The sequence below is a fragment of the Aquipluma nitroreducens genome (assembly GCF_009689585.1).
Taxonomy (GTDB): Bacteria; Bacteroidota; Bacteroidia; order Bacteroidales; family Prolixibacteraceae; genus Aquipluma; species Aquipluma nitroreducens.
Genome location: NZ_AP018694.1, coordinates 4696326 through 4708425, shown reverse-complemented (window position 1 = coordinate 4708425; position 12100 = coordinate 4696326). Strand labels below are relative to the sequence as shown.

The following is a 12100-nucleotide window of genomic DNA, read 5'->3' as shown; positions in this document are numbered from 1 at the left end:
TTCAAATTATTTTCGCAATCAATACAAGGAATGCATACATAAACGTTGCCATAATAACGCCACGGGCAGCCATATCGTATTTATTGCGGTAAAACAGGAAGAAAAATCCCAGGTTCGGGAACACACAAAGACTGATTATTTTCAGGAAAATCTTCATATCCCAGACATTCCGCAGATAAACCATAAACTGCATTTCGCTATATTTCATCTGGTAAAAAACCAGGAAAAAAAGCAAAGGAACAACGATTCCAATCACCCAGCCTACCAAAAGCCGATCTGCCGTATTTCGTTTACGCGCAGGCATCTTAAAATCTCCAGGATTTCATACTATCAAAAGTCTGATAACAAGTCATATCGGCATTCACTGGAACGACTGAGACATACCCGTTTTCGAGAGCAGCAATATCGGTTCCGTCAACCTCTTCCTCAAAATTCTGAAAAGAACCTGCCATCCAATAATATTCCCGTTTGTGCGGATCAGTCCGTTTATCGAATTCTTCCACCCATTTTCCGGAAGTTTGGCGACAAACCTTAACGCCTTTAACATCTCCCTTGGGTATATTCACATTCAGGCAAACAAATGGCGGCAAACCGTTTTCGGCCACTTGCTGAAAAACGCGGGCCACGTATATTTTAGCCCGTGAAAAATCGGCTTCCGGTTCATAATCGTTCAGCGAAAAACCAATGGAAGGTATGCCATGAATACATCCTTCCAATGCGGCACCCATTGTTCCTGAATAGACCACGCTGATGGATGAATTTGAACCATGATTGATTCCGGAAACCACAAAATCGGGATAACGATCGAGCAACTGATTGAATGCCAGCTTCACACAATCGACAGGTGTTCCTGAGCATTTATAAACCTGATAGCCTTCTTCGTCAACTGTTTTAATCAAACGGATCGGATGATCAACCGTAATAGCGTTCGACATACCTGACCGGTGACCATCGGGAGCAACAACTAGCACATCACCAAAAAGGCGCATCACTTCGGTCAATTCTCTCAATCCTTTGGCTGATACACCATCATCATTGCTAATCAATATTAACGGACGTTCACTCATAACTTACTTTTTTGAATGCACACAAAGATAAATGAATGTGACTGACAAAATCTTTTTCAGAAAAAAATAATAAGTCTACATCACAAATTAGACCGTGAATACGTAGTACTTGTTATAAACCACAAACTTTTAAAACTCTGATTATGGAAAAGATGACAAATTCAGTTAATTGGGTTGAAATTCCGGTACTCAATTCGACAGAGCGAAGGAATTTTACTCCCGGATTTACGACTACGAAATGTATGACCAAATAATGGGAGCTCATCGCATGGGATTTTTACCGATGGAAAGGAATCAGGAAGGTGTTGGCGGCGCTATTGTGCAGGGAAATGGATACACTCCAACATCGCTTGGCGCAAAGGTTTATCTGAATGGAGGGAAAGACTTGCTTACAGTTCTAAATCGGGTTAATGGAGCAGGAGGAGAAATTATAACACCCAAAACAAAAATCACCGATGAAATTGGATACTTTGCATCTTTTGAAGATACTGAAGGAAACCACATTTATCTGCATTCGAAGGAATAAACAAAAAATCATGTTCAATTCATGTCCGTTGGCTGAAACCAACGGCAAAGAATAACTCATCTATCGAGGTAGCAATATACTTTGCCGTTCACTTTAGTGAACGGACATGTCACAATTCATGTATTAATTTTTCAACCTCACTTGTATTTCATCACCGTTATTCCACTTTCGATAAATCTCGCAGTATTCGCCCGGACGAGCTACATATTTCACATTGCCATGGGTAACTGTAGGGTTTACTGCCCAGGAAGGAATGCGTATAAAAACATCCATGTAGCGCACATCTCCAACTTCGCAGGTTAAAATCATTTCATTACCCAACGGATAATCTGCCTGTTGAGTGAACTTCACATTTCCACCTGTTGTGTGCTGATAATTAAAATTCGACGAGCCAATAACATTAATAAAAATCTGATCGTCAATATGGGTGTAGATGATCGATTTTAACTGCGCTTCAGTTAGAACCAGCCTAGGAAATTTGTAAAGCAAATCCTCAATCGCATCACCAAATTTAACTTCTCCCGATAATTTCAACAAAGTAATATTTAGATCGACCCACTTGCTTAGGATTGCTGATGCTTCAGAATTCGATAAAGTATCGGCTGACAAAATGGACACATCACCTTTTCCAAAGTCGTACCAGTTTGCAGAAAGTGCGTTCCAAACACTATCCGATTGATTTTTCCGGAGACTTTCGGCCATAGAAATCATTTCGTCAAGCTTTGCTGTGAGCGGATTTTGTCCGGAAATATTAGCAGCCGAATCAGTCAATAACCGTTGAGTAACAGAATTATCCAGCGTAATATTTTTCGTCGGGAAAGACACTGAATTGATTACATTCAGTCCCCTGTCCACGTTTGCACAAGAAACTATAAATACAGCAATTCCAATAATCGCAGAAATACGCATGCTCTTCATTCCATTATTTTTACCACTGAAACATTTTTATCGTCAACAGGTTCAAAATTAAACTTCAAAATTACTTATATTTGCAGCTCACTAAAAGACCGAATCATGAAAATCACATCTACTCCGGCGGTCTGTTATCCCGCAATCTGGTAATTTCTGCAAGGCAGAAAGCGGATTTCGTTTGTTAATTATCCAATTCTTTTTTCATTTTAAATCATTTTTATCATGACTGATAAAAACGCTATATCTTTTTTTCAATCTATACGATTCAAGTCACTTTGGATTAACATCAAGGAAGCCATCGGCGGAAGCGACCGCGACTTCACCAGCGACAGCATTGGCAAAGCACTGCTTATCCTTTCGATTCCAATGGTTTTGGAAATGATCATGGAATCGATCTTTGCCGTTGTCGACATCTTTTTTGTGTCGAAACTAGGCGCCGATGCAGTAGCAACAGTAGGAATTACCGAATCATCAATGACGATAGTTTATGCCATTGGCATGGGATTGAGCACAGCCACTACCGCCCTGATTGCCCGGCGTATTGGCGAGAAAAAAGCCGGAAAAGCTGGAATCATTGCGTTTCAGGCAATTCTATCGGGATTCATTGTTTCTATCCTAATCGCCATTCCTGGAATCATTTATGCCAAAGATTTTCTTTTGCTAATGGGCGCTTCCGAAGAAATGGCCGAAACCGGATATTTGTTTCCGGCTATCATGTTTGGCGGAAATGCAGTCATTATGCTTTTGTTCATTATCAACGCTGTTTTCCGGAGTTCCGGAGATGCTGCCATTTCAATGCGGGTCTTAATTGTCGCAAATCTCATCAATATCGTTCTCGATCCGCTGTTGATTTTCGGTATCGGTCCGTTTCCCGAATTAGGCTTAAAAGGTGCGGCAGTAGCAACAACTATCGGACGTGCAATTGCTGTTTGCTATCAGTTTTACCTGTTATTCAATGGTCACAAACGAATCAGGCTCGAACTGGATCACCTGAAAATAAAATTGAAGGTGATGTTTCAACTTTTCAAATTAGGCGCTGGAGGAATCTTACAATACATCATTGCAACTTCAAGCTGGATAGCTCTTTACCGGATTATTGCCATTTTAGGTTCTGAAGTTATGGCTGGTTATACAATTTCAATCCGTATTGTGGTTTTTGTTCTGCTTCCTTCGTGGGGACTTAGTAATGCCGCTTCTACATTGGTAGGTCAAAATCTGGGTGCCAAACAGCCCGATCGGGCTGAGCGAACCGTTTGGATCACTGCGTATGCCAACATGATTTTACTTGGGTTGGTCGGCATCGTATTGATCATTTTTCCAGAAGCATTTATTCGACTGTTCATTAATGATCCGAATGTTATAAGCAATGGAGCCGTTAGTTTGCGAATAATTAGCATCGGATTTGTTTCGTACGCCATGGGAATGGTCATGACTCAAGCTTTTAATGGCAGTGGCGACACCGTGACACCAACCCGAATCAATTTCTTCTGTTTCTGGCTGTTCGAAATACCACTCGCCTATTTGCTGGCAATTGTATTCGACCTGAAAATTTATGGTATTTCGATAGCAATTGTGGCTGCCGAAACCGCATTGACACTGACTGCCTGGTATTTCTTCAGAAAAGGAAAATGGAAGACTGTAAAAGTTTAGAAAAAAGTCATTAGTCATTAGAAAAATTTCTTCTAATGACTAATGACCATTTTCTATTGATTTTCTGCAACTTCTCGGAGCGATAAATTTCGAAGCCTGGGTGAAGAAACCGCGGCAATGGAGACCACGATCAATGTCATTACTCCGCCAAATATGACCGATGGTACCAAGCCTATAAGGCTGGCTGCCGTCCCCGATTCGAATGCTCCCAGCTCATTTGACGAACCGACAAAAATACTGTTGACTGAAGATACGCGTCCTTTCATTTCGTTGGAAGTAAATAATTGGAGGATGCTGCCACGAACAACAACACTCACAAAATCGAACGATCCGCTTAAAAACAGACAAGCGGCTGAAAGGTAAAAATTCTTCGAAATAGCAAATACGATCATGCACAGACCGAACCCTGCAACGCTGTAAAGCATCAACTTGCCTGAATGTTTAACTGGCGGATAAAAGGTTAAATATACTGACATTAAAATCGCTCCAATAGCCGGACAGGCTCGAAGCAAGCCCAAACCTTCAGGACCAACTTTAAGAATATCGGAAGCAAAAACCGGAAGCATTGCCACTGCCCCACCAAATAAAACAGCAAACATATCAAGCGAAAAAGCTCCAAGTAACACCTGATTTTTAAACACATATCTGATTCCTTCGCCTATACTTGTGAAGATGTGATCGTCACGTTTCTCTTCCTGAATAACTTTTCCGGGGCTTTTAATAAAAACCAGAATAATAACACAAACCAGAAAGAATGAAAACACCAAAATATAAGCCGGAACAATTCCAAAGAAGCCATACATCAAACCACCCAATGCAGGGCCGGTAACGGCAGCAATCTGCCAGGCTGTACTTCCCCAGGTTGCAGCGCCAGTAAGCAATTCGCGCGGAACCAACTGCCCCATTAAAGCGGTATGGGCAGGCATCAATATTCCACGAGTCAATCCAACTAAAAATACCGTTATGAAAATGGGTGCCGTTCGGCTCAAAAAATATATTTTATCCGGATTAATGCTCGAAAACAATAAGATTCCCGAACCTACCAATAAGATAAGACTGGTTCGCGACATGATCATTTTCCGATCCCAAATATCAACAAAATGACCGGCAAACAACGCAATGCTTACTTGTGGAATTACTTCTGTGAGGCCAATCATTCCAAGTGAAAGCGGATTTTTGGTGATGTCGTACAATTGCCAGCCTACAATAACAGCCTGCATCAACGTAGCCGAAGTCATAAAAAACCGATAGGCCAGAAACAATCGAAAATTGCGGATATGCATCACCGCAAAAGCCTCTTTAGAGAAAAATTTACTCATCCGTTCCTTATTAAATAAACTTGCAGATCAACTGCCGAAAAGAAATCTTTTGACGGTGGCAAATATATATATTCTGTTTACCGGTAAAATACTTTCAGTGATCTATTCTAATGAGAAACAGACAAAATGATGAAGCCAAATTTGTATCTTTAAAATCAGAATTTAAAACAACACACTATGAGCTTCCTTGGAAATCTGATCTGGTTAATTTTTGGTGGTTTTTTAGTCTTTATCGAGTACATGGTTGCAGGTTTTTTGCTTTGCCTTACCATAATCGGCATCCCGTTTGGAATTCAGGCATTCAAATTGGCATCCTTGGCTTTGTGGCCATTTGGTGCAACCATTGGATACAAACCTTCTGCTCCTGGATGTCTGTCAACCATCATGAACCTCATTTGGCTCCTTATTGGTGGCATCTGGATTGCCTTAACTCATTTAGTCTTTGGAATCCTTCTGGGCATTACCATCATCGGAATCCCATGGGCTAAACAGCATTTCAAGTTGGTATCACTGGCTCTGACTCCGTTTGGAAGAGAGATTCAGTAATTAAATAAAAGTGAAGGTTCAATTTGATTGTTAGCTTTGTTGGGTTACAAATTCAATTCGAAAACCTGCCCTTTCTTCAAATCGATCTCCTTTTTCACCGAACCAAAATACAGGGTAGTTTTTCCGTTGCTTTTGGCCAAAATACTAAGCTTTCTAACTGACTTATTTTTCCATACCATTGACACTTCAAAACCGCCACGTGCGCAGATTCCCTTAACCGAGCCTGAATTCCATGCATCCGGGATAGCGGGCAACAAGTGAATTTCATCTTCGGTAGATTGAACTAACATTTCTGCAATTGCAGCGGCTCCGCCAAAATTCCCATCAATCTGAAATGGCGGATGCGCATCGAATAAATTCGGATAAGTTCCTCCTCCCCTCACATAGTCAGTCTTTACACCATCAGGCTCTACATATTTAAGTAATTCGCGGTACATTTTATAGGCGTGGTTACCATCGAGCAATCGGGCCCACAGATTAATCCTCCATCCTTTCGACCAACCGGTTGTTTCATCGCCCTTAATTTCGAGCGTTTTCCGGCAAGCATCAGCCAATTCAGGAGTTGTTGATGGAGTAATATGGTTTCCGGGGAAAAGGCCAAACAAATGCGACTGGTGACGGTGTTGTGGCTCGGCATCTTCCCAGTCGTAATACCATTCCTGAAGATTTCCCTTTTTACCAATCTGGTAAGGATGTAATTTATTTAGCGCCAATTCCAATTTATTCCTGAATTTAACATCTTCATTCAGAATTTCTGAAGCCTTAATCGTCTGCATGAAACATTCACGAATCATAGCCAGGTCGGCTGTTCCACCGTACAAAGTAGAACCTTGATACCCATCAGGAGTAATAAATTTGTTCTCAGGAGATGTAGATGGTGATGTAATTAGCTCGCCTTTCTGATCCTCAATTAACCATTCCAGGCAAAACTGAGCGGCTCCTTTCATCAGTTCATAAGCATCATCCTTCAGAAATTTAGTATCGCGGGTAAATTGGTAATGCTCCCATAAATGAGTACTCAGCCACGCACCAGCCATATTCCAGTTGGCCCAGTTCGGATCTCCCGAACCAAAATCGCCAACAGGATTACTCATTGCCCAAATATCCGAATTGTGACAAACCGTCCAGCCATTTACTCCATAGAACGTTTTAGCCGTTATTTTACCGGTTGTTGCGGCATTCTTTATGAAACCCAGCAACGGCATATGAAATTCCGAAAGATTAGTATTTTCGGCCAACCAGTAATTTTCTTCAGCGTTAATGTTTGTGGTATAATTGCTACTCCATGGCGGACGCATGTGAGGATTCCAGATTCCCTGCAAATTAGCAGGAACACCTGGTGTGCGTGAGCTGCTGATCAAAAGATACCGCCCAAACTGAAAATACAATACTTCCAGATTTTTATCTTCTTTACCCAGGGCATATCTGCGAAGCCGCTCATCAGTTGGCAAATTTGGCGCAGTGGTTTTCCCCAAATTCAAGCTAACCCGACCAAAATATTTCTGATAATCATCGAGATGAGCTTTTTTTAACGCATCGAACGATTTAGGAAAGGCTTTTTGGAGCTGCTCGCTCGCCAGAAATTCAGCATTGTAACCTTCAGTCGCCGGATTTTTATCGAAACCATTAAAACTTGTTGCAATAGAAACAAAAACAAGTGCTTCTGTTCCTCCTGAGAGTTTTACAACTGAATCGGTTGCCGAAAGGATACCATCGGCACTTTTTATCCTGACTAAAGTTGAGAAACGAGTTCCTCTGTTTTCATCAAAGACTACTGCCTTAGGCCCATTTCCCCGATAATTGGGTTCTGCATGCATCGGGGCATATCCATTTACATTCAGCTCGTTATCGACAATTAAAACTTTGTTTCTCAACTGACTTTCAAACTTGACACCAAAATTCAACGCACCCGTTTTGCTCGAAGTCAGTTTAATAACCATCATCTGATCGGGATAAGAGATAAAATATTCGCGGGTGTATTTAACTCCATTTAGTTCGTAGCTGACTCTCGATATGGCTTCTGAAATATTGAGTTCGCGACGGTAATTCTGAGGGTCTCCTTTCTGATCGAACTCCAGGAAAAGCGTACCAAGCGGGGCATACGATTCGGAAAATTTACCCTGAATCTTTCGCTGAAGTTGATCGGCCAACTTATAATCTTCGTTTTTCAACGCCTCGCGAATAGCCGGAATATTTTTGTATGCTTCAGGATTCATATTGGCATCAACCGGCTCGCCCGACCAAAGTGTCGCATCATTCAGGTAAATCTGGTCAGTGGTAACACCACCAAAAACGGAAGCGCCAACTTTGCCATTTCCAAGAACCAAACTTTCTTCAAAATATTGAGCAGGTTGCTTGTACCAAAGCGTATTTGTTGATTGTGCCAGACAAAGATCATCCGGGAAAAGAATGGACAGAAAAACCAAAACAACTAAATATTTCTTCATTTCAACGGGCTTAGGGTTTACTTATCAAAGAAACTGATTTTTGAGGACTTCAGGTTTATGACCAGAAATTTTTAATTTAAAAATTTAAAACAAACTAACATTCAAACTTAAACGGTTCGAGTTTGATCGAATCATTTTTCGGTATGATAGCATACAAATTCTTTTTTTTCATTTTCTTTGTAATAAAGCGTTGTGAATTAAACGAAAAAGGGAATCAAGATGGAAAACATGGAAGACATATTTCAAAAAATTGGCACAACTCAAACCTTGAGTCAAAAAATTGAAAGAAACATTGAAAAAGCAATCCGGGAAAAGAAATTGCCAATTGGAGCCAAATTACCTTCCGAGCGCGAACTGTGTGAAATGTTTGCCGTTAGCCGCACCGCATTGCGCGAAGCCTTAAGACGTTTAAGTGCCCGTGGTTTGATCGAGATCAAAAAAGGAAGCGGCATGGTCGTCACTAAAATTGAATTAAAAGATGCCATCAGTTCGCTCAACTTATACTACGACTTAAAGTTTGACGATAATCTAATTGGCCAGATTATTGAGTTAAGACTGGCTTTCGAACCCGAAATTGCAAAGATGGCAGCCATTAACCGCACCGATCTTGATTTGAAAAACATGGAAGCTAATTTGATTGAATTTGCCAAATGTAATCCAGACAACACTCAACTTGAATCAGACATAGACAATCGCTTTCACCTGGCAGTTGCACGCGCCACCGAAAATCCCTTTGTAATTATTACCATGGAACCGGTGCATAATTTACTGCCGCGAATGCGCAATTTTATTTATGCCAATGTCGATGGAGAAAAAGAAATCACGCTTGGCTACCACAAAGAAATAGTGAATGCAATTCGCGAACGTGATGCTGAACGTGCCTACGAAAAAATGCAAGCTCATCTGGATCGCAACATGCAGGTTTACAAGAAGTTTTTCAAGCACTTGTAAAACCTGGCAAGTTCAGTCAACAGCTCAAAAGTCTTAAAAGCTGTTTAAATTTAGTTTATTTTGATTTTTCGGATTACCCCGAACCCTGAAGGGTGCCCGAAAAATCTAAAAAATCACCCTTTAGGGTAGGGGTAATTTTTTTGATTTTGGATACCTTTTAAAATTTTAAACAGTTTATTAAAAAACAGGCGTTAAATTACTGATCCCGAGACCAGGTTTATCAATCAACGAAATTTTTCCATCAATAACCTGAACTCCGGAATATGGATCGTTTGAAATCAACAGGTTTCCATCCAGATCGGCCCAATCAGTTTTTGGAGATAGCTGTGCTGCTGCTGAAATAGCGCACGAAGTTTCGGTCATACAACCAATCATCACTTTCATATCCAGCGACCGGGCCAATGTCAGCATTTGATGTGCTTCGCGCATTCCGGTACATTTCATCAGCTTGATATTTATTCCGGAGTAAACACCCTTGGCCTTAATTACATCAGGTAAACGCTGAACAGATTCATCGCCAATGGTAGGTAACGGACTGTTTTCGGTAAGCCATGCCATATCGTCGATAGCCGTTTTAGGCATAGGTTGCTCAACAAATACAACTCCTTTTTCTTTGAGCCAGTGAATCATTTCAAGTGCTTTATTCTTGTCAGTCCAACCCTGATTCACATCCACACAAAGCGGAACATTCGTTGATGAGCGAATGGTTTCAATCATTTCCTTATCGGTCGCCATACCCAGCTTTACTTTCAGGATTTTATACGGAGTCGCTTCGGCAACTTTTTGCCGAACCACTTCCGGAGTATCGATACCAATGGTGAACGAAGTATTTGGCGTATCAGCCGGATCGAAACCCCATATTTTATACCACGGTTGACCCATTATTTTGCCAACCAGATCGTGCAAAGCAATATCTACCGAGGCCTTTGCAGCGCAATTGCCAGGCATTACAGAATCGACATAAGCCAGAATGTCGTCCATTTGAAACAGATCTTTAAACTGCCCCAAATCGAGCGCTGAAAGAAATTTGGTTGCAGAATCTACACTTTCGCCCAGATATGGCGGCATAGAAGCTTCACCATATCCGACAAGGCCGTCAAATTCAATGCGTGTGAGCATATCCGGAGTAGTCTTCCGCGAACTGTTGGCAATCGTAAACGTATGCTTCAAGGCTAAATCATGAGGCAAAAAACTCAACTTCAACCCCTTTCCTGAATGTTTCATTTTGGCGTCTTTCGTACCTGCAAAAACAGATTCAAATCCGGCAACACCTACCAATGTTGATAAACTGGCGGTTCGTATAAAATTACGTCGGCTATGTGTCATTTTGAATAGTGATTTTTATTGATGAATGATTGAATACCATGGATGATTTTTAACCTGAATAATTCCATCGGTATCTAATGAAGGCAGTACCCGGCTTGAGCCAATCAGAATTTTATGTAATTTATCGTTATACAATTGATCGGCAGGATCGAGGCTATTCACATGAACAAATCCTGATGAATGAATGTAAAGACCATTGCCCATGTATAAAGCAACATGCGTAACTCGTTTGCCTCCAAAGAAAAGAAGATCGCCAGACACCAGATTCCTGAAATCAGTAAAATCGGGATGTTGCCCGTAACGAACTTGTTGCGAAGCATCTCGTGCCAAAATAATTCCCTGCGAATAATAGGATGTTTTCGTCAGGCCCGAACAATCGGTAGCTTTGCATGAAGTGCCGCCCCACAAATAAGGAACACCATTTAATTGCTTTGCAACCGATATAATAGACTGAACATCAATCGTCCGGCTTGTCCATTCCTGAAAAGAAAGGCAATCATTTTTTTTCACAAAAGCCGTTCTTCCATCTGGAAACCGAACTTGTAAAAATCCTTTGGTTTCGGAAATAGATTCGAATAGATCATCGAGAACCAAATCGGATACATGAGAAGCATTTTTTTTAGGTGCAGAAAGCGCATAACCGACAGTTTCATTAAAAACAAACCGTTTGCTTTGTTTCCATTCCTTCATTTCGGCCTCCGTTTTCAGAGTAATCCCGGCATCATCAGCCCAGCCAATATACTGATCGGGCGATTGAATCCGATACCAGCCGTTCTTTTCCTCCAATATTTTAACCGGCATACCCATCAATACCTGAGTGGCCATTTCGGCTGCTTCTCTTGGCTCGAAGCGCATATTAACAACCGAAAGTGTTACAAGCCCCCAAACCTTGTCTCCTAAAGATGCCTCAGGAAAAACCCGGATAGAATCGACAAACTGAATTCCTTTGGCTGCTAGTAATTGAGCAACCTGTTTTTTCCCTTCCGGAAGGTTGGTTTCGCCTTTCACGGTTATTGGCCGCTTCAAAGTATCTTTCAGCAAAACATTTAAAATTGCAACCCGTTTATCAGGAACAAGTTGTTTTTGAATCAGTTGAATCTCAGCGTTCAAAGATTTGAAAGATGTTGTTTGCGCATCAACTTCGAGCCCTATGGATATAACAAGCAGAACTACAAAACCTATTTTCCTAAAAATGTTTTTCATCATTTACTTATCGTAATTGTTATTTCCTCCTAAACAAAAATACGTTCTTTTATTGATATTCTTATGAATTGAACAGGTTCATCTGAATTGGTAATAAAACAAATCAATTGATCATTTATATTTCAATTTGCAACTATTTATTATCAGGCGCAA

General features: G+C 41.0%; 11 protein-coding genes. 4 read left to right on the top strand and 7 right to left on the bottom strand.

The window, feature by feature from the left end:
- Nucleotide 1: 1 nt before the first annotated feature.
- Both AQPE_RS19755 and surE read right to left on the bottom strand, forming a co-directional pair.
- Entirely contained in the window at nucleotides 2-304 is a 303-nt protein-coding gene (locus tag AQPE_RS19755; RefSeq protein WP_318348221.1) for a hypothetical protein, read from the bottom strand.
- Between the two features lies 1 nt (nucleotide 305).
- Nucleotides 306-1067 (bottom strand): 5'/3'-nucleotidase SurE, encoded by a 762-nt coding sequence (surE, locus tag AQPE_RS19750; protein WP_318348220.1) that lies wholly within the window; start codon nucleotides 1065-1067, stop codon nucleotides 306-308.
- Nucleotides 1068-1305: 238 nt separating this feature from the next.
- On the opposite strand from surE, the gene AQPE_RS19745 reads away from it, so the two are divergent.
- Entirely contained in the window at nucleotides 1306-1593 is a 288-nt protein-coding gene (locus AQPE_RS19745) for a VOC family protein (protein ID WP_318348219.1), read from the top strand.
- A gap of 123 nt (nucleotides 1594-1716) precedes the next feature.
- On the opposite strand, the gene AQPE_RS19740 is transcribed toward AQPE_RS19745, so the two are convergent.
- The gene (locus AQPE_RS19740) at nucleotides 1717-2511 is read right to left on the bottom strand and encodes a glycoside hydrolase family protein (protein ID WP_318348218.1); all 795 of its coding nucleotides are present in this window, start codon (nucleotides 2509-2511) and stop codon (nucleotides 1717-1719) included.
- Nucleotides 2512-2727: 216 nt separating this feature from the next.
- Between AQPE_RS19740 and AQPE_RS19735 the strand changes: the two genes are divergently transcribed.
- A complete protein-coding gene (locus AQPE_RS19735; protein ID WP_318348217.1) occupies nucleotides 2728-4155 on the top strand; it encodes an MATE family efflux transporter in 1428 nt (475 codons plus the stop codon).
- A 53-nt stretch (nucleotides 4156-4208) separates the two neighbouring features.
- On the opposite strand, the gene AQPE_RS19730 is transcribed toward AQPE_RS19735, so the two are convergent.
- The gene (locus tag AQPE_RS19730; RefSeq protein ID WP_318348216.1) at nucleotides 4209-5474 is read right to left on the bottom strand and encodes an MFS transporter; all 1266 of its coding nucleotides are present in this window, start codon (nucleotides 5472-5474) and stop codon (nucleotides 4209-4211) included.
- 177 nt (nucleotides 5475-5651) lie between these two features.
- On the opposite strand from AQPE_RS19730, the gene AQPE_RS19725 reads away from it, so the two are divergent.
- Nucleotides 5652-6020 (top strand): YccF domain-containing protein, encoded by a 369-nt coding sequence (locus tag AQPE_RS19725; RefSeq protein WP_318348215.1) that lies wholly within the window; start codon nucleotides 5652-5654, stop codon nucleotides 6018-6020.
- 44 nt (nucleotides 6021-6064) lie between these two features.
- Here AQPE_RS19725 and AQPE_RS19720 read toward each other — a convergent pair whose 3' ends face one another.
- A complete protein-coding gene (locus AQPE_RS19720; protein WP_318348214.1) occupies nucleotides 6065-8467 on the bottom strand; it encodes a glycoside hydrolase family 95 protein in 2403 nt (800 codons plus the stop codon).
- 228 nt (nucleotides 8468-8695) lie between these two features.
- On the opposite strand from AQPE_RS19720, the gene AQPE_RS19715 reads away from it, so the two are divergent.
- Nucleotides 8696-9418 (top strand): FadR/GntR family transcriptional regulator, encoded by a 723-nt coding sequence (locus AQPE_RS19715; protein WP_318348213.1) that lies wholly within the window; start codon nucleotides 8696-8698, stop codon nucleotides 9416-9418.
- Nucleotides 9419-9595: 177 nt separating this feature from the next.
- On the opposite strand, the gene AQPE_RS19710 is transcribed toward AQPE_RS19715, so the two are convergent.
- Nucleotides 9596-10744, bottom strand: a complete 1149-nt coding sequence (locus tag AQPE_RS19710) for a dipeptide epimerase (protein WP_318348212.1) — start codon at nucleotides 10742-10744, stop codon at nucleotides 9596-9598.
- A gap of 15 nt (nucleotides 10745-10759) precedes the next feature.
- Nucleotides 10760-11950, bottom strand: coding sequence for a C40 family peptidase (locus AQPE_RS19705; protein WP_318348211.1), 1191 nt, complete (start codon nucleotides 11948-11950; stop codon nucleotides 10760-10762).
- Between the last annotated feature and the right edge of the window lie 150 nt (nucleotides 11951-12100).

Coding starts and splice junctions, on each gene's coding strand:
- AQPE_RS19755 (WP_318348221.1), bottom strand. CDS start 304: ATGCCTGCGCGTAAACGAAATACGGCAGATCGGCTTTTGGTAGGCTGG.
- surE (WP_318348220.1), bottom strand. CDS start 1,067: ATGAGTGAACGTCCGTTAATATTGATTAGCAATGATGATGGTGTATCA.
- AQPE_RS19745 (WP_318348219.1), top strand. CDS start 1,306: ATGTATGACCAAATAATGGGAGCTCATCGCATGGGATTTTTACCGATG.
- AQPE_RS19740 (WP_318348218.1), bottom strand. CDS start 2,511: ATGAAGAGCATGCGTATTTCTGCGATTATTGGAATTGCTGTATTTATA.
- AQPE_RS19735 (WP_318348217.1), top strand. CDS start 2,728: ATGACTGATAAAAACGCTATATCTTTTTTTCAATCTATACGATTCAAG.
- AQPE_RS19730 (WP_318348216.1), bottom strand. CDS start 5,474: ATGAGTAAATTTTTCTCTAAAGAGGCTTTTGCGGTGATGCATATCCGC.
- AQPE_RS19725 (WP_318348215.1), top strand. CDS start 5,652: ATGAGCTTCCTTGGAAATCTGATCTGGTTAATTTTTGGTGGTTTTTTA.
- AQPE_RS19720 (WP_318348214.1), bottom strand. CDS start 8,467: ATGAAGAAATATTTAGTTGTTTTGGTTTTTCTGTCCATTCTTTTCCCG.
- AQPE_RS19715 (WP_318348213.1), top strand. CDS start 8,696: ATGGAAGACATATTTCAAAAAATTGGCACAACTCAAACCTTGAGTCAA.
- AQPE_RS19710 (WP_318348212.1), bottom strand. CDS start 10,744: ATGACACATAGCCGACGTAATTTTATACGAACCGCCAGTTTATCAACA.
- AQPE_RS19705 (WP_318348211.1), bottom strand. CDS start 11,950: ATGATGAAAAACATTTTTAGGAAAATAGGTTTTGTAGTTCTGCTTGTT.